The sequence below is a fragment of the Polaromonas hydrogenivorans genome (assembly GCF_040105105.1).
Lineage (GTDB): Bacteria > Pseudomonadota > Gammaproteobacteria > Burkholderiales > Burkholderiaceae_C > Polaromonas > Polaromonas hydrogenivorans.
The window spans coordinates 1-16,884 of sequence record NZ_CP157680.1; the positions used below are offsets into that span (position 1 = coordinate 1).

The 16,884-nt window shown below is 58.0% G+C and carries 14 protein-coding genes and 1 pseudogene; 9 read left to right on the forward strand and 6 right to left on the reverse strand.

The annotated features are described in order from the left end of the window. Positions 1–876 (forward strand): plasmid replication initiator TrfA, encoded by an 876-nt coding sequence (trfA, locus tag ABLV49_RS25680; RefSeq protein WP_349283386.1) that lies wholly within the window; start codon positions 1–3, stop codon positions 874–876. Positions 877–1,875: 999 nt separating this feature from the next. Here trfA and ABLV49_RS25685 read toward each other — a convergent pair. Further along, on the reverse strand, positions 1,876–2,433 hold the full coding sequence (locus ABLV49_RS25685) for a recombinase family protein (protein ID WP_349282456.1): 558 nt from the start codon (positions 2,431–2,433) through the stop codon (positions 1,876–1,878). Between the two features lie 180 nt (positions 2,434–2,613). Between ABLV49_RS25685 and ABLV49_RS25690 the strand changes: the two genes are divergently transcribed. Together ABLV49_RS25690 and ABLV49_RS25695 are read left to right on the forward strand one after the other, a co-directional pair. After that, complete coding sequence (locus ABLV49_RS25690; RefSeq protein WP_349283387.1) at positions 2,614–5,586, forward strand: Tn3 family transposase; 2,973 nt, start codon at positions 2,614–2,616, stop codon at positions 5,584–5,586. Between the two features lie 329 nt (positions 5,587–5,915). Continuing rightward, positions 5,916–6,158: a phage tail protein gene (locus ABLV49_RS25695; RefSeq protein ID WP_349283388.1), complete on the forward strand. Its 243-nt coding sequence runs from the start codon at positions 5,916–5,918 to the stop codon at positions 6,156–6,158. 551 nt (positions 6,159–6,709) lie between these two features. On the opposite strand, the gene ABLV49_RS25700 is transcribed toward ABLV49_RS25695, so the two are convergent. After that, positions 6,710–6,997: a hypothetical protein gene (locus tag ABLV49_RS25700; RefSeq protein WP_349283389.1), complete on the reverse strand. Its 288-nt coding sequence runs from the start codon at positions 6,995–6,997 to the stop codon at positions 6,710–6,712. Between the two features lie 730 nt (positions 6,998–7,727). Here ABLV49_RS25700 and ABLV49_RS25705 point away from each other — a divergent pair. Continuing rightward, a complete protein-coding gene (locus tag ABLV49_RS25705; protein ID WP_349283390.1) occupies positions 7,728–7,910 on the forward strand; it encodes a DNA-binding protein in 183 nt (60 codons plus the stop codon). 54 nt (positions 7,911–7,964) lie between these two features. Here the strand turns inward: ABLV49_RS25705 and ABLV49_RS25710 are convergent, their stop codons facing one another. Beyond that, on the reverse strand, positions 7,965–8,144 hold the full coding sequence (locus tag ABLV49_RS25710; protein ID WP_349283391.1) for a hypothetical protein: 180 nt from the start codon (positions 8,142–8,144) through the stop codon (positions 7,965–7,967). A 1,475-nt stretch (positions 8,145–9,619) separates the two neighbouring features. On the opposite strand from ABLV49_RS25710, the gene ABLV49_RS25715 reads away from it, so the two are divergent. From ABLV49_RS25715 to ABLV49_RS25730, 4 genes are all read left to right on the forward strand, one after another. Further along, on the forward strand, positions 9,620–10,516 hold the full coding sequence (locus ABLV49_RS25715) for a DNA-binding protein (RefSeq protein WP_349283392.1): 897 nt from the start codon (positions 9,620–9,622) through the stop codon (positions 10,514–10,516). A gap of 108 nt (positions 10,517–10,624) precedes the next feature. Continuing rightward, positions 10,625–11,560: a DNA/RNA non-specific endonuclease gene (locus tag ABLV49_RS25720; protein ID WP_349283393.1), complete on the forward strand. Its 936-nt coding sequence runs from the start codon at positions 10,625–10,627 to the stop codon at positions 11,558–11,560. A gap of 99 nt (positions 11,561–11,659) precedes the next feature. After that, positions 11,660–11,917: a hypothetical protein gene (locus ABLV49_RS25725; protein WP_349283394.1), complete on the forward strand. Its 258-nt coding sequence runs from the start codon at positions 11,660–11,662 to the stop codon at positions 11,915–11,917. A 1,494-nt stretch (positions 11,918–13,411) separates the two neighbouring features. After that, positions 13,412–14,353, forward strand: a complete 942-nt coding sequence (locus ABLV49_RS25730; RefSeq protein WP_349283395.1) for a hypothetical protein — start codon at positions 13,412–13,414, stop codon at positions 14,351–14,353. A 721-nt stretch (positions 14,354–15,074) separates the two neighbouring features. Here ABLV49_RS25730 and ABLV49_RS25735 read toward each other — a convergent pair. Beyond that, on the reverse strand, positions 15,075–15,299 hold the full coding sequence (locus ABLV49_RS25735) for a hypothetical protein (RefSeq protein WP_349283396.1): 225 nt from the start codon (positions 15,297–15,299) through the stop codon (positions 15,075–15,077). A 146-nt stretch (positions 15,300–15,445) separates the two neighbouring features. On the opposite strand from ABLV49_RS25735, the pseudogene ABLV49_RS25740 reads away from it, so the two are divergent. Next, positions 15,446–15,628 (forward strand): annotated as a pseudogene (locus ABLV49_RS25740) (transcriptional regulator); the annotation flags it as partial. Between the two features lie 72 nt (positions 15,629–15,700). Here the strand turns inward: ABLV49_RS25740 and ABLV49_RS25745 are convergent. Next, positions 15,701–15,955: a hypothetical protein gene (locus ABLV49_RS25745; RefSeq protein WP_349283397.1), complete on the reverse strand. Its 255-nt coding sequence runs from the start codon at positions 15,953–15,955 to the stop codon at positions 15,701–15,703. Beyond that, on the reverse strand, positions 15,952–16,836 hold the full coding sequence (locus ABLV49_RS25750) for a DNA/RNA non-specific endonuclease (protein WP_349283398.1): 885 nt from the start codon (positions 16,834–16,836) through the stop codon (positions 15,952–15,954). Before ABLV49_RS25750 ends, ABLV49_RS25745 begins: the two co-directional genes overlap by 4 nt. Between the last annotated feature and the right edge of the window lie 48 nt (positions 16,837–16,884).

Genomic DNA, 16,884 nt, shown 5'->3' on the forward strand with positions numbered 1-16,884 from the left:
ATGGACTCCGCTCCAAAAACTGTCAATCCATCAATCGCAAGTCGGGTCGAAAAAGCGCAGCGCAACGCCTATTTAAGCACTAGGGGTATTGTTTTAAGTATTCCTTTTCAGATGGATCTACTTTTTCCAAACATCGTTGCCGAACGTGACGACTTAAGACATATTCCGAATGATTACGCTAGGTCTTCCCTTTTCACCGCGAGAAACAAGACCCAGCCGCGTAAAACATTGATGCATGAAAAGCTGTTTCACTACAACGAGTTTGTTTCCCTGCTCTACACCGGCATTGAGCTACGCGCTGAAAGTGATGAAATTGTTTGGTTGCAAATTCTCAACTACGGACAAAGCGTCCCGTTTGGTGAGCCCTTTCAATTTTCCGTGAAAGACTTGGTCAAGGATGTGAACTGGTCAAGGAATGGCCGGAATTACGACCGGGCACGAGAGTGCATTTCAAGGCTCAAGGCCAATGAAGTCTTGGCCTTGAATACCAAGGCATATGGCACGAGCGGGTCAATCTCACTCATCCAGAATTACACGACAGTCAACGATTCGGATGGCAAGCCGACGCAGTACAGAGTGTGGATCGACCCAAATTTAATAGTTCTGTTTGCCGGCAATACCTTTACCAGCCATCGATGGAAAATTTACCGTGATTTGTCCCCTGTTGCTCGCCGTCTGACTGACTACATCGAAAGCCATAAGCACCCTTATCCGCTTAGCCTTGAGAAGTTCCGGCAAATGTGCGGCTCCATCGATTCGAGCGTGACGAGCTGGCGTCAAACGGTCAAAAGGGCATGCGCCGAAGTCCAGCAAGCCAAAATTGCCGCGATGGTAACTCTCAACAAAACCGATCAAATTTATTGTTTACGCGAATAATTGAAAGCGGAAAATTAACAAGGGTGCTTTCGGCGCCTTTATCACTCACAAACTATAGGTCAAACGTCATGGTGCAGGCTCTAGCGAGCCTGCAAAAGCGTTCGATATCCTTGCTACCGCTTCGCTTTAGTGTGGTGCTTGCTACCAATGCATCAAGTCAAAGCCTTGACGAATGACCTACAAACCTTGACGAATGACCTACGGCTTGCTTGTAAAACATAGGTCATTCGTCAAGGTTTTGATATTTTTGCCGGTGCATTTGTGGATAAGTTGCCAAGCCAGGTTCGAAACCTTAACGATTATTTATCTAGCTTGACGGATGACCTATGCAGTTTGATGAAAGCTTGACGGATGACCTACGAAAGCTTGACGGATGACCTACGAAGTAGGCCAATAGCTTGACGGATGACCTATGAAAGCTTGACGGATGACCTACGAAAGCTTGACGGATGACCTATCCACAGGTTTTGTAACACGTTGATTACGTTAGATAATTTGTTCATTTGTGACTTTCATAACCATCTTTTAACCGTCTTTTTAACTAAAGAGAAGGCACCGCCTCTTGGGGCTTCGCCCCGCCGGCTCCTCCGGCCTACGGCCTACGCCCGCGCTTCGCGCTCCCCACCCGGCATCCCCAATACAACAACAGACCCCTGAAGGGGTCACAAAAACATCCACGGCTGCGGGCACTTCGTGTCCCGCAACGATGGCCAGTGAAGCAAAAAAGCCTCAGCGCTTGATCAGCTAACCCCCCAACCCCCTCTACACGAGGGGGCGAAATACCCTGTTGGACAAGAAGAGGGGCGAAAAGGCCGCTGGAATGGTCTGGACGGGTCTTCCTGCATCGATTGATCGCAAGTCCATGGGTACGGGGCCTGCAGCATTTCGCTGCGTCCTGGGGATGTAAGCCTGACATGTCGGCCCTTACCGTACGATTTTTTCCGTTTTCTGAAGCGACCCCTTTTTGGGGTCACTTCAGGAAACGGAAAATAAAGCACGTTAAGCCTGCGAGCACGCTGGAATCCAACGGTACAGAGTGGGCACGGACACGCCCAGGTTCTTGGCCACGTCGCGTGGCGGCACACCATTGGCCAGCAGCTTCTTGGCTGATTCGATCTTGCTGTCGGTCATTTTCCGCTTGCGCCCGCCCTTGCGGCCCAGCTGGCGGGCCACTTCCAACCCTGCGCGGGTGCGCTCTCCTGTCAGTTCCCTCTCCATCTCGGCCAGGCTGGCCATGACGTGAAAGAAGAATCGGCCTGACGGGGTACCGGTGTCGATGGCGTCGGTCAGGCTCTTGAAATGCACGCCCTGCTGGTGCAACTGGCCGACCAGATCCACCAGGCGCTTGACGCTGCGGCCAAGCCGGTCGAGTTTCCACACGACAAGGGTGTCGCCCTCGCGCAGCATTTCCAGCGCCTTGGCCAGGCCGGGCCGCTCGGCCCGGCTGCCGCTCATCTTGTCGTCAAAGAGCCTGTGGCAGCCCGCCTTGGTCAAGGCGTCGAGCTGAAGATCAAGGTGTTGGTCCAGCGTGGAGACGCGCGCATAGCCGATCAGCATGCCGGACATTGACTGAGTTGTTCCATGTTCTATCTTTCTCAAAACTCATCATTTTGGTGAAGTTTAAGAATATCATTTCGAGAATTATTTGTGAGAACGGAAGATCCTTGATTCTGCGTGCAGCACGCGTCACACAACAAGGCTTCTCGCAATCCTCCGTTTACAAGAATACCCCCCCCCATGCCACGTCGTTCGATTCTGTCCGCCACTGAGCGCGACAGCCTGCTTGCATTGCCTGAGGCCAAGGATGAACTGATTCGGCACTACACGCTCAGCGAAACCGACCTGTCGATCATTGGCCAGCATCGCGGGTCTGCGAATCGGCTTGGCTTTGCTGTCCAGCTTTGCTATTTGCGATTTCCTGGCATGGTCCTGGGTGTCGATGAGCCACCGTTTGCGCCCTTGTTGCGTATGGTGGCGGCGCAGCTCAAAGTGCCGGTGGAAAGCTGGGATGAGTACGGGCAGCGCGAGCAAACCAGGCGGGAGCATCTGGTCGAGCTCCAAGCGATGTTCGGATTCAAGTCCTTCACCATGAGCGATTACAAACGAGAGGTGCATACGCTGACTGAGTTGGCCTTGCAGACCGACAAGGGAATCGTGCTGGCCAGTGCGCTGGTCGAAAATCTCCGGCGGCAGAGCATCATCCTGCCTGTCATAAACGCCATCGAGCGCGCCAGCGCAGAAGCGATCACCCGCGCGAATCGGCACATTTACGCCGCACTGACGGACCCCCTGTCGGCCGTCCACCGCCAGCGCCTGGACGAGCTGCTCCAGCGCAAGGAGGGCAGCAAGGGAACCTGGCTGGCGTGGCTGCGCCAGTCGCCGGCCAAGCCGAACTCGCGGCACATGCTTGAACACATCGAGCGCCTCAAGGCCTGGCAGGCGCTGGACCTGCCGCAGGGCATCGACCGGCTGGTCCACCAGAACCGGCTGCTCAAGATCGCCCGCGAGGGCGGCCAGATGACGCCCGCCGACCTGGCCAGATTCGAGGTGCAGCGGCGCTATGCGACTCTGGTGGCGCTGGCCATCGAAGGCATGGCCACCGTCACCGATGAGATCATCGACCTGCACGACCGCATCATCGGCAAGCTGTTCAACGCGGCCAAGAACAAACACCAGCAGCAGTTCCAGGCCTCGGGCAAGGCCATCAACGACAAGGTGCGCCTGTACGGGCGCGTCGGCCAGGCGCTGCTCGAAGCCAAGAAAAGCGGCGCCGATCCCTTCGCGGCTATCGAATCCGTCCTGTCCTGGGACGCGTTCGCGGCCAGCGTCGGGGAAGCGCAAAAGCTCGCGCAGCCGGCGCAGTTCGATTTCCTGCACCGCATTGGCGAGAGCTATGCCACGCTGCGCCGTTATGCGCCTCAATTCCTAGAGGTTCTGAAACTGCGGGCGGCGCCGGCGGCCAAGGGCGTGCTCGACGCCATCGACGTGCTGCGCGGCATGAATGCCGACAACGCCCGCAAGGTGCCTGCCGGCGCGCCGACCGCGTTCGTCAAGCCGCGCTGGGCCAGGCTGGTTCTGACTGACGAGGGCATCGACCGGCGCTACTACGAGCTGTGCGCTCTGTCGGAGCTCAAGAACGCGCTGCGCTCGGGCGATGTCTGGGTGCAGGGCTCGCGCCAGTTCAAGGATTTCGAGGACTACCTGGTGCCCGCCGGGAAGTTCGCCGCGATGAAGCTGGCCAGCCAGTTGCCGCTGGCCGTTGACACCGATTGCGACCAGTACCTGCAGAGCCGCTTGTCGCTGCTGGAGCAGCAGCTTGCCAGAGTCAACCGCTTGGCCGGAGCCAATGAGCTGCCGGACGCCACCATTACCACCGCGTCGGGCCTGAAGGTCACGCCGCTGGACGCGGCGGTGCCTGATGCCGCCCAGGCCCTGATTGACCAGGCAGCAGCGCTGCTGCCGCGCGTCAAGATCACCGAGTTGCTCATGGAGGTCGATGAGTGGACCGGTTTCACCCGGCACTTCACGCATTTGAAGACCGGCGACACGGCCCAGGACAAGGCCTTGCTGCTCACGACGATCCTGGCCGACGGAATCAACCTTGGGTTGAGCAAGATGGCCGAGTCCTGCCCCGGCACGACCTACGCCAGGCTGTCCTGGCTGCAGGCCTGGCACATCCGGGACGAGACGTACTCATCGGCACTCGCCGAACTGGTCAATGCCCAGCTCGGACAGCCCTTTGCCGGGAACTGGGGCGACGGCACCACGTCCTCCTCGGACGGCCAGCGCTTCAAGGCGGGCGGCCGGGCCGAAAGCACCGGGCACATCAATCCGAAATACGGCAGCGATCCGGGGCGCACGCTCTACACGCACATCTCCGACCAGTACGCGCCTTTCAGCGCCAAGGTGATCAACGTCGGCGTGCGCGACTCCACCTATGTGCTCGACGGCCTGCTGTACCACGAGTCCGACCTGGCGGTCGAGGAGCATTACACCGACACGGCGGGCTTTACCGATCATGTGTTTGCACTCATGCACCTGCTGGGCTTTCGCTTCGCGCCGCGCATCCGGGACCTGGGCGACACCAAACTGTTCATCCCCAAGGGCGATGCCAGCTATGACGCGCTTGGGCCGATGATCAGCAGCGACAGGCTGAACATCAAACATATTCGTGCCCACTGGGATGAGATTCTGCGGCTGGCCGCCTCGATCAAGCAGGGCACGGTGACGGCCTCGCTGATGCTCAGAAAGCTCGGCAGCTATCCGCGCCAGAACGGCCTGGCCGTCGCCCTGCGCGAACTCGGACGCATCGAGCGCACGCTGTTCATCCTTGACTGGCTGCAAAGCGTGGAGCTGCGCCGGCGCGTTCAGGTCGGGCTCAACAAGGGCGAGGCGCGCAACGCCCTGGCCAGGGCAGTGTTCTTCTACCGACTGGGAGAAATCCGCGACCGCAGCTTTGAGCAGCAGCGCTACCGCGCCAGTGGCCTCAATCTCATCACGGCGGCCATTGTGCTGTGGAACACCGTGTATCTGGAGCGGGCCGTCAACGCGCTGCGTGGTCATGCAAAGCCCGTGGACGATTCGCTGCTGCAGTACCTCTCGCCGCTGGGCTGGGAGCACATCAACCTGACGGGCGACTACCTGTGGAAAAGCAGTGCCAAGGTCGGTGCGGGCAAGTTCAGGTCACTGCGGCCAATGTCACCACCTTAACGTGCTTTATTTTCCGTTTCCTGAAGTGACCCCTTTTTGCCTGGTCGATGCCAAGCAAGGGGTTGGGGGTGTAAGCGCAAACCGCCGATTTTTCCGGCAAGCGCGCAAAGCCAGCACTGGTGCTGGTTGACGCCAAACAGTTGTTTTACGACACGCCTCATCAGCTTCAGAAGGTTCGGGAAACAGCTACTGGTTCAAATGGCGGCTGGTGACACGACTGCTCGTTCTACCCCCACATAGAGGAAAACCTGCATACACATCGCCGCCCATGGGCTATGCTGTCGCTGCGTCAGATGGCTGGCGATCAGTGGCAATACAAGGGAGACCCCATGGAACCATTTATCGGACAAATTGAGCTGTTGGCCTTCAATTTCGCTCCCCAGGGTTGGGCTTTTTGCGATGGCGCCCTGTTGCCAATCAGCCAGAATACGGCGCTGTTTTCCTTGCTCGGCACGACCTATGGCGGAGATGGCGTTACCATCTTCGCGTTGCCCAATCTCAAGGGCAAGGAGCCCGTTGACGGCTCGCACTACTGCATTGCCCTGGTGGGAATCTATCCGTCGAGGCCTTGACTGGCAACCTTGGCGGGCTTGCCTTCGTGGGCGGACGACGGCGCTTTCAAAGGCGTGACCTGGACCGGAATGACGCCGTGTTGGCCGGCCCCTAACCGCTTGGCGGCGTGGGCAAACCCCTAGGTTTACCTTGCAATCGCGCAACGCCAAGCACTTTTATCAATTAAAACAACAGCTTGGAGTGAAAACCGCCGGATTCCGTCGGAATCCCGGCCGACCCTCGTGATGGTCGTCATGCTGATCTCGGTCGAGGTGGGGGTTCCACGCCCAAATCCACGAAATTTTCAGACTTGTGTTTTTAGCGTCACTTTGAGCATCCTTTGCGAGACGTAGCCCACATGACGAGCAGTGTGATTGAATTGTGGTCAATTCTGGTCTTGATTCTTGGTGTCACGCGAACGACCGTCTATGTGACTCCGGCTTTTAGACCATCGGTAGGTAGAAAACTTGCTGGTCTCACCTAAAAATCGCCTTCATGCAGACTTTCCAGCAGGGTTAAGGGGATTCTGAAATTTTCGTCGGTTTGGGCTTAGAACCCCAGGTGGCAGCGCTCAGGCATGCGAAGCCCGCGACGGATAAATCACCACCGAATCGGACTTCGGGCGAACGCTCTCGTTGTCAGTGGCCTGGCCCGGCTGGCTACTCTTTGAAGAAGCCTGCAATGCATCGCTGATTTCCGCCTCGATGCGGCTGATTCGCTGCGCATACATGGCGGTCAATGCCCTATGGTGCTCGGCGGCCACCTGATGCTCGACCCGGCTGACTTTGGCTTCTTCCAGATATTCGAGGGATTTGCGAATGTGCCTGTCAGTCTGGGGTTCAAATAGATAAAACCTCATGAGATCCTTTCTGTACACGCGAGCAAAGGGTAGTCGTTCTTTGTTGAACGCTCAACAGTTGAATTATCGGAGGGTAGGCTGCCGAATAGTTCCAGCTGTCATGAATTGAGGACTTGGCAAACAGGGGGGTGTTCATGCATGTTTCCTGAAGTGACCCCTATTTCAAATGGCTGTTTGGCAAGGCGAAGCCGCGTCAGGCCGTAGGCCCCAAGCCGAGGAGGTATGGGCAACTGGGCAGCCCGCAGGGCCTGTCCACACTGAGCGGCAGCGATTGTGGGCAGCCAGTTGTCCATGCCGGACGAGATCGAGCACCCAGCGAAGTGCCGAGCCCGCCTGGCACCGCCAGCAGGGCGCATTCGAGCATTGAGCCAACATGCTTTGAAAAGGCAAGCTGCGCATGGCGCGCTTCCTCCTTTTTTTCCCCGAAAAAACACACTTTGACGCGGGAGCGGGGTCCGTACCGCTTCGCTACATCCTAGCTGCGCCAGGATAGGTCGGCAACAGCCATCGACCTCACGCCCCAGTCCATGCCGCGCGCCCATCACCCCCTGAACCCGACGAGCGCTGGTTCGCACCCGCCAGCGCGCCGCCGATCCACGCAGTTCTCCCAACATGTTTTCTGTCGAAGCGCCTTCTTCGCCGCCAAGTCAGTTGGTGATATTGCATCATCTTTTGTTATCCATTATAATAACGTTATTATAATGGATATCGTTATTTAAAAGGTAGCGCCATGGCCATCGTCAACTTCGAGTCCGTCGCCGCTGCCGCCGAATCGCTCCAGGCCGCCGGCCAGCGCGCGAGCGTCAGGGCCGTCATTGCCGCTCTTGGCGGGGGCAGCCCGAACTCGGTGCTGAAACTGCTGGGAGCGTGGAAATCGGGGTTTAGGGAGCAATGGAACGTAAAACACGGTTAGAGGGTCGGCCGGGATTCCGACGAAATCCGGCGTTTTTCAAGCCAAGCTGTTGTTTCAATTGATAAAAGTGCTTGCTGGCGCGACTGCAAGCCGCAGTCTTGACTCGGCCGGACCGCTGAGCGCCACCGCGCAAAACAAGCGGGATTGCAGATTGAGTGGGTAGTTCAGCCAAAGCCCACCTGTCAAATCACTGAAATCCAAGCCTGGCGTGGGTTTGCGGGCGATCTTACGCATTTACGAAGGAATCCTTACGCCTCCCTTTTAGTTCTTGTCCATCCCCATTTTGAACAGCCAAGATGGGTTGTACCCATCCTGGAGTCGCCTCAGAATTCGGAATTTAAAGCACGTTAGCGTTTAGGCCGCCTGGACCGCTATCGAAGCGGAGTGGAAATTCATAAGTTTCTTATTGTGATAATTGAAACAAAATATTTCATAAATTCGTGTGAACTTCATCCACAAAAGACAAATGATGCTGAAAGTGGCCAAAAGCGAAGCGAATTGAAAACTAAAAAGTTTCAATATGTGTTAATTGAAATAATATATTTCATAAATTCGATGTGAACTTCATCCACATCTGGGATCGAAATAAACGCACCATTCCCCCGACATTCAGCCAGTGGACCGAAGCAATTGCTTCGAGGCGATGCCTTCTAAGTCGCCATACAAAGCCATCGCGGCGGCGGCCCGCTGGTGGAATACGCCAGAAAGGGGTTGTAAGCCGGAACCCCAGAAAATTCCGCCGCCCGTCCCGACGATCAACCAGCAAGCTGCTTGAGGCGCTCGGCCAAGCGTCCGAACGCTTCGTTCACGTACTCCAAATGGGGGTAGAACAAGTCGTGTCACCAGCCGCCATTTGAACCAGTCGCTGCTTCCCGGACCTTGTGACGCTGATGACGCGTGACGTAAAGCAGTTGTTTTCCGGCGTGGCCTGCCATGGGTCGAAAACGGTACTCTTAACCGGGCAAAACATGCACGACAAACCATGTCGGATAGGTTCAGTGGCCGGAAACACGGGCTGTGATGTTTTCCGGCGGAATTTTCTGGGGTTCCGGCTTAGAACCCCGAATAGTTCTAGCTGCCATGGATTGAGGACTTGGAAAACAGGGGGTGCTCATGCATGTTTCCTGAAGTGACCCCTATTTCAAATGGCTGTTTGGCAAGGCGAAGCCGCGTCAGGCCGTAGGCCCCATGCCGGACGAGATCGAGCACCCAGCGAAGTGCTGAGCCCGCCTGGCACCGCCGGCAGGGCGCGTTCGAGCATTGAGCCAACATGCCTTGAAAAGGCAAGCTGCGCATGGCGCGCTTCTTTCTCCTCCTCGGAAAAAAACACACTTTGACGCGGGGGCAGGTCCGTACCGCTTCGCTGCATCCTGGCTGCGCCAGGATAGGTCGTCAACAGGGGATCTTCCTGCGCCAGGCGCCCTTGCCAGGCATGGCCCCATGCCCCGGTCCATGCCGCGTGCGCCCCATGAGCCCGACGAGCGCTGGTCCGCACCCGCCAGCGCGCCGCCGATCTCCGCAGTTCTCCCAACATGCTTTTTTGGAAATGCCCAGGCGATGGCGGCCCTTCGCCCGGTCCACAACGTGGTTTGCCTTTTCCGTCGAAACGCTTTCTTCGCCGCCAAGTCAATTGGCGACATTGCATCATCTTTTGTTATCCGTTATAATAACGGTATGATAATAAATATCGTTATTTAAAAGGTAACATCATGGCCATCGTCAACTTTGAATCCGTCGCCACGGCCGCCGAATCGCTCCAGGCCGCCGGCCAGCGCGCGAGCGTCAGGGCCGTCATTGCCGCGCTGGGCGGGGGCAGCCCGAACTCGGTGCTCAAACTGCTCGGAGAGTGGAAAGCGGGCCGTCCCGTGGTGCGTATCGCCGACACCGAGCTGGACGCGCGCATCACCGACGCGATCCGGCTGCAGATGCAGCGCGTGGCCGAGCAGGCCGCCGCTGCGGCCGAGGAGCGCGCCAGCGGGCTCGACGAGGATCTGCAGGCGCTGGCCGAGGCGCAGGCCGCTGCCGAGCAGCAGATCGCCGGCTTGACGGCCGAGCGCGACACGGCGCAGGCGCAGGCTGCCCGCCTGGCCCTGCAGCTCCAGGAGGCGCAGGCCGAGGCCGAGCGCGCCGCCGGCCAGTCCGCCGAGGCGCTGGCTGCGGCGGGCCAGGCGCTGGCCAGCGAGCGCGGGCGCCAGGAGGCGGCGGCCGCAGCGCTGGCCAGGGCCGAGGTGCGCCTGGAAGCCGTGCCGGCGCTGCAGGGCGAGGTCGAGCGGCTGCGCGCCGCGCTGGAGGCGACTCAGCTGGCGCGCCAGCAGGCCGAGCAGAGCGCCGCCGTGCTCGATGCTAGGCTGGAGGCGGCCGAGCGGCGCGCCAGCGAGGCCGAGGGCCGAACGCTCAGGGCGGACGCCAGGGCCGATGCGCTGGCTGGCGACCTGGCCAGTGTGAATGCAGCCTTGCATGCTTGCCAGGTACGGCTTGAAACGTCTGCCCGCGAGTCGGGCGCGGTTGAAACTGCGGCAAGAAAACCGGCCGACGCACGCGCTGCTCCCAAGCGCCAGGCGACTGCCAAGCCGGGCAAAAAGGGGCAGGGCGCCCTGGAGTTGTGATCCCAGCGCGATTGCGCGCTGTGCCCTGCGCGCATTGCCGTGCTTTGAGTCCCCGAGGCGACCCCTTCTCTGGCCCCGATTCCTTTTGAAGCGTGCCCTGTCCAATCCATGAAAAAACGCAAACTGCCTTCGCGCGCATCTGCTGCGCACCTGACCCGGCGGGTCGGCACGCTGGTGGCCCTCCTGACGGGCCTGTCGCTGCACTCGTGCGCTCCGGTTCCCGCGCAGCGCGAGCTGGCGGCCGCTGGCGCCGGCCTGGAAAAGCTGGCCAGGGGACTGGGCACGGCGGTGCGCGAGCACGCTGGCGCGTCTGTCTCCACGCCCGCACCTGCTGCTTCAAAGGGCGAGTCGGCCAACAGCGACGGCACCGGCGACTTTGCAGCCTGCCGGCAATTTTTTGCGGGAGGACGGCCGCCCGTAGTTACGTCCCGGCCCACGCACCGCGCGCTGTGCTACGACGCGTTTGCCATCCTGCATTCGGGCGAGAGCAAGACGGCGGTGTATGTCGCCCAAAAACTCAACCGCACTCTAGTGGCCGACGCCGACGAGAAGCGAGGCAACCGGTTCTACGCGGACGCACGGCTGCGCTCTGCCGAGCGCGCCACGCTGGAGGATTACAAGGGCAGCGGATTTGATCGCGGCCACCTGGCGCCGGCAGGCCAGATGCCGACCGCGCAGGCGATGGCGCAGAGCTTTTCGCTGGCCAACATGGTGCCGCAGGCGCCCCAGCACAACCAGGGCACCTGGCGCGTCTCGGTCGAGGATGCCACGAAGAAATATGCAGGCAGGGCCGAGGGCGACGTGTATGTCATCACCGGCCCAGTCTTTGAACCTTCGGTCGCTCAAAGCCGCACCATCGGTCCAGGCCAGGTGCATGTGCCGACGTACCTGTTCAAGCTCGTGTACGACGAGCGCCAGGGCAGGGCCTGGGCGCACTGGCACCTCAATAGCGATGCCACGCGGGCGTCCAAACCCATCAGCTACGCCGAGCTGGTGCGGCGCACCGGCGTTGAATTCCTGCCGGGTGTTCATCTGGCCGATTGAGCGCCAGCGCAGGGGTGTGTGAAGTGGTTCCTGGCCGCATCCAGGCGTTCATGCGTCTGGTGGTGCGTCCGTTCGTGCCCTGGCCTCGGCTGGCGTCATGTGAACAAGAAGCTTTTTCATGAGTCCACGGATCGCCTTGAGTGGAATTCCATCGGCCACCAAACCTTGGTTTCCGCCTGGCGTGACAACTTGGTAACCCAAGCGAGTGCGCCGAACGCCAACACGGCGACGGCGGGCGGAGGAGCGGGATGGATTTTTGCGCGGCATGAAACCCGATTCTGCTTCAAAAAAGCCGTTCTATCACCGCAGCCGGGGGAAATTCCCATGCCCTTCAAAATGAAGTCAAACCAAAAATAATGCCTCGAAAAGACCAAAAGTCATCTCTCTGAAAAGATGGAGCGAGGCTTCATCTCAATAATCAGTCGCAAAAAAAAAGCCCGGACTTCCTGTGGAAATCCGGGCGATTAGGTTCAAAACGGAGTAATTTACTCGTCAACCATAAGTTTTTCGTCAAAGCGAATCAGGTCAAAGCCTGATTTTCATTTTTTCATGGACATTAAAAATAATATCCATCACAGCTGTTAAAACAGCGGCTGGTTGCAATCCAGCGTCCAAGTAATTACGTACGCGGCTCCTGTTCACTGCTGCATGCAGTTACCATTTTCATGGACAGGATTACTTTACTCGCCAGATTTTTACACTGGCAGGCACTTCAACCATTTTCGCAGGTTGCGAGCGCTGCTTCGTTCAGCAGACGATTTGATAACGTTAATGAACCCACCGCACCTGTTTTCGATTTTTCAATCGTTTTAACCAGATGCGTTTCAAGCCTTTGAAGTCCGACTTGTATTTTTCAGGACCCGCATCTCTGCGTGTCCCTGCTTCGTTTAAAGGCAGCTACCAACTGCCCAACAAACCCCCCCGCCAAGGGGAGTCTGCGACTCTCAACCACCACATTGACCTACCCGGTCAATTAACCACTCTTTTCAATCGCCCCAGCCTTTAAATAACAAACTCACCGTATTAACTGACCCTCACGGTCATGGACTAGATTTGTCCCAGCAAGTCGTCTTAAAACCTTTCGGTTCCATGCTTTTTTGAATATCTCCGGGCTTGCGCCTCGTGCAGCTATTCTCAAGCACTCTAATCAGCCAGTCTCCCAGCCTTTCCATTTTTTCATTCGATTTTTGAAGTCGAACGGCATCGCCAAATGCTGGTTAAGACCTTCCCAAGTTATCCAACTTCTTCGATCACACGACTGCTCACTTCATTTGTTTGATTGACTGTGTCTACCCACTAATGGCATCTGCCGGTCGTAGTTTAGAGGCCCGATGTTCCCAGCTGCTCTCTTAAACCAAACAAACTTCAACGTGACTCTCTGCCTTTAGGCTACAGCCTTGCTTTTCCCCTCGACGCGCCCCTGTGAGCGCGATTACATGCTTAAGCTATCCGCCGATCCAAAGTTTCCCTTGGTACCACCAAGTCCAGATTTCTCCTCCTTGGCCCACTGCATTATTTTTTCAACAGTGCCGACACCCACATGCGAGTCCTTGTCATGCGCTTATCCCTGACGGGCTTCGACACATCCCAAGGGACAGATTAGGTTTATACCCAGAGCTGCCCATAAAAATTGACAGGGTGAGGCTGGTTGCCCAGCCGCCCGTTTCCTTGTCGCCCAACACCCGTCATAGCATTCTCCAAAATCCATATTGATTGGGTCGAAGGGGGTATGACCCCCCAGCGCCCTTCGCAGTCCGCGCCAGCCCTGTTAGAGGCACGCGGCTGCGGCGATTTAGTCGTCGATCTTGGCGGATCAATCGACCGTGAGCCTTCCGGCTCCGAGGGTTTGCGGTGGAAAAAGCGCTTGGCGGCGCTTTCCAGGGTCGATTCTGCCAGAATCCCGAGGTGCGGGGTTTTTCCTCGGAGGAACATCTTTTAATACGGGTTCAAAATAGCCAGCCAGCGCCGCTAATACTCTACAAAATACCCTATATTTGGTATCATCAAAAAATGAAAACATGGGTCTTCACCTCCAAAGCGGCCTATATGCAACGCATCCAGGACTACGTGCGAACCGGCCACAGCGTGTTCATCCAGGGCGTGATCGCCACGGCCAAGGTGCCCGCATTTGCCGAGAAGATGACCGGCCTGCACCCGGTCTTTGACAACAAATTGAAGGCGTTTCGCGCGCGCGAAAAGGGCGAGGCGACGGGGCGACTGATGTTCTGGCTGCCCCAACTGGAGAGCGAAAACGCGCACTGGATCTTGCTCATCCACCCGGCCAGGGACGATCCAGCGAACCCTCAAAAAGCCAAACTGGACCCGTCGGAGAAGTGGAAGAACGCGGCGTTCCGGGATGAAAAGATCGAACTGACGGGCTACGAGCTGGTGCGCCAGACCAAGGAGAACGCCCCGAAACCCGTCTGGACATGGCGCTACCGGGCCGACCGATATGACGATCTGCGTGACGCCCTGGTGCTGGCCATCCGGTCCAAGCGCGACCAGGATGTCAAAAGGTCGCTCGAAACGATCTGGGGCACCATGGGGTTTGCGGGAAGCCGGGGGCAAGCCAAGGCGCTGGAAAAGATATTCAAGGACGAGTGGAAGCGCCGCCGTCCAGGGGAAATATTACCGCAGACACCGGCGGGCCATGGTTATCTCAGGCGCAAGGCAGATATTGGCGTGTTTCTGGGCGGCCTGGAGAAAAAGGTTTCTGCCACACCGGGCAGGAAATTGATTTCCAGAAAAATAAAACCTGTAAAAGAAATAAATTTGCCACTGACCAACCATTGAAATGGTTTTGTGAATTTCCTGTTCGTGCAGCTTTTCAGCTTTTATTCAGATATTTAAATGTCAAAACTTCTTTTAAAAATAACAAGGGGAAAATCGTGTATTGCAGTCTGCGGTGAATTGGCGCAGCGTGTCAATAGAACACTCCAGGAGCGTATCGTGAGTTTGGTCAGGCCCGTGAAACGATATCGTTGTGATTTTTGTGAATGGAACCAGTCCATTCCAGTTGTCGGGTCTGAGGTGCGATGCGATGAAAAATCGAGTTCATAAAGCGCTGCATAAGTGTTGCGGCCCGCATTTGAAATTGGTCGGGCTGGCAATCACTGCAAATGAAACGGCGCGCAGGCTCACGCCATGTGCAAATGAGCCTGCATTTATCGCCGCCGGCTCGCATTCCATGACGATGTGCTCGCGCTATGTGCAAGCAGCGAAGGTTTGCTGGACGAGGCCTGGTCAGTTGCAGTTAATGCAGGCCGGCGCCGTCCAATGCAGGCTCAATGGCAGTTAATCCTGGCCCAAAAATCCACTGAATGCAGGTCCGACGCATTTTAAAATGCAAGTCTCTACATGTAGCAGCTGTAGCGAAGCGGTACGGTTTCCGCCGCCGTGCGCGAATGATGGCGCTGTTCCTCGCTTATGCAAGTCGGTCTTCTATAGCCGTGGTTTTTGATTTTGCAGAACCAAAGCCACCAGGACAATAAACAGTGCGCCCCCGAGTGGGTAGTCATGAAGTATAGGAATCAATATCAATGCCGCTGCGAGAAGGGGAGGAAATTTTTTCATTGACCGCTTTATGAGTGGAATAGGTTCGGAGTTTGATATGGCCGTGATGCTTTTTCCAGTGGCTTTGGGATTGCACCCGCTGTGCAATCCCAAAGGTGCAGATATTGTTTTTTTTCCGGCCAGGTCGTTTTGCCGTTTTCTGAATCCGTTGGTGGATTGTTTGCATCACGACTGAACAGAAAAATCTGTAAATCGCGCCAGTGCAGGGCGGTTTCGGCGCTATTTGACGTTGCTTTTCAATCTGAAGGAGCCGTCGTTGGTGCGCTTTGCTGAGCGAATTCTGAGACGATCGCCAGGAATGGAGTGAACAAGATGGACGAAAAACTGACCCCCTATGACCCTGCCGCAGCGCTGGTCAATGAGGATGAAATCGCCTTTTTCATCGCCGATGCCTTGGAAACGGGCGACGCCCCCTACATCGCCAAGGCACGCGCAATGGCTGCCCGCGCCCAGGGCATGAATCGGATGGCAGGCCAGGCAGGGCTGCTGCGCGAGCACCAGGGGCCTACTGGAGCGTGACCCTCAAGCTGCTTCATCGCGCGGGTCTGGCGGGTGACCGGGCCGTCTTCAGGCGAACGGGTTCGTGATCGTCCGGGCTGCCTTGAGTTCAACGGTTTGCGGCAGCTGCTTGTCCGCCTCCAGCGCCTTGACGATGCCGCCGATGAGCACCTGCAGCTGCCTGGCCAGCGCCAGGCCGGCTTGGTCGCGGGTGAGCACCACGTCGCCGGTCAGCGACACCCGGTCCACCCGGTTCTCGATCTCCAGGTCACCGATGCGCAGCACATCGGCTTCGTTGGCATACGGCTTGAATTTTGAGGTCATGGCTGTGATCCTTGGTGTTTGCCGGCGCGCCCGATCGCGTCGATGATGCTGCGCGAGAAGTCGCGCAGCGTGAACTCTTCCTTGGGTTCTTCCGGCTGCGGGCTCCTCGGTTTCTTGCCGCGCTGTGCGCTGGGTTTTGGTAAGTCCATGCCGCCATCGCGCACCTGCCGGGGCAACCCCGGCAGCAGCTTGACACCCACCATCTTCTCCAGATCCGACACGGAGACGGCCGAATACTCGCGCGTCTCGTCGTTGGTGACGACATAGGCGCCGGCACGCTGCTGTTTCGGGCTGTAGAGCACCTTCCACAGGTGCGTGGGCACCAGGACATTGCCGACCTGCTGGATGCCGCTGCCGATGAAGGCCGGACCCGACACCACGTAGATCTCGCCCTCCTGGGCAGCCAGCTGCCGGGCCGCGCCCTCGATGCCGGCCCATACCCCGGCATTGTTGGCATGCACCTGCGGCACCATGTTGGCCAGAGAAAACGACTGCGCCTGGGCCGAGCGGGTGGCGAAGTCGGCATTGGGCGACATGTGGCCCCGGTCGTAGCCCGAGCGCGCATAGTCGCTCAGCTCGGCCCGGTCCTGCTCTAGCAGGGTGGACTCGGGATGAAAGGAATCCTTCCTCGACAGCTTTTTTGCCGCCGCCAGGTTGGCCCGCGTCAGGTGCTCGGCCGAATACAGCGGCGTGCGGCTGATGCCCGAATGCAGCACGGCGAAGGCCTCGAAGCAGACCTCCTGCGTGCGCGCCTTGAGCTTGGGGTTGGTGACGGTGGGCGGTGCGCCTGCGGCGAAGTGTTCAGGGCACTGGGTAGCCGCCCAGGCGGGCAGCGCCAGGCAGGCCACCAGTGGCAAGGTCAATGTGAGGAGTCGTGACATACACAAGGAAGTATGTCTCAAGCCGAGGCGTGGCCCGAAGCGCTGGCC

Bases quoted from the DNA above. Each gene is read 5' to 3' on its own strand.
- ABLV49_RS25700 (WP_349283389.1), bottom strand. From the start codon at position 6,997: ATGAGGTTTTATCTATTTGAACCCCAGACTGACAGGCACATTCGCAAA.
- ABLV49_RS25695 (WP_349283388.1), top strand. From the start codon at position 5,916: ATGGAACCATTTATCGGACAAATTGAGCTGTTGGCCTTCAATTTCGCT.
- ABLV49_RS25715 (WP_349283392.1), top strand. From the start codon at position 9,620: ATGGCCATCGTCAACTTTGAATCCGTCGCCACGGCCGCCGAATCGCTC.
- ABLV49_RS25685 (WP_349282456.1), bottom strand. From the start codon at position 2,433: ATGCTGATCGGCTATGCGCGCGTCTCCACGCTGGACCAACACCTTGAT.
- trfA (WP_349283386.1), top strand. From the start codon at position 1: ATGGACTCCGCTCCAAAAACTGTCAATCCATCAATCGCAAGTCGGGTC.
- ABLV49_RS25710 (WP_349283391.1), bottom strand. From the start codon at position 8,144: ATGCGTAAGATCGCCCGCAAACCCACGCCAGGCTTGGATTTCAGTGAT.
- ABLV49_RS25720 (WP_349283393.1), top strand. From the start codon at position 10,625: ATGAAAAAACGCAAACTGCCTTCGCGCGCATCTGCTGCGCACCTGACC.
- ABLV49_RS25690 (WP_349283387.1), top strand. From the start codon at position 2,614: ATGCCACGTCGTTCGATTCTGTCCGCCACTGAGCGCGACAGCCTGCTT.
- ABLV49_RS25745 (WP_349283397.1), bottom strand. From the start codon at position 15,955: ATGACCTCAAAATTCAAGCCGTATGCCAACGAAGCCGATGTGCTGCGC.
- ABLV49_RS25750 (WP_349283398.1), bottom strand. From the start codon at position 16,836: ATGTCACGACTCCTCACATTGACCTTGCCACTGGTGGCCTGCCTGGCG.
- ABLV49_RS25735 (WP_349283396.1), bottom strand. From the start codon at position 15,299: ATGCAAACAATCCACCAACGGATTCAGAAAACGGCAAAACGACCTGGC.
- ABLV49_RS25705 (WP_349283390.1), top strand. From the start codon at position 7,728: ATGGCCATCGTCAACTTCGAGTCCGTCGCCGCTGCCGCCGAATCGCTC.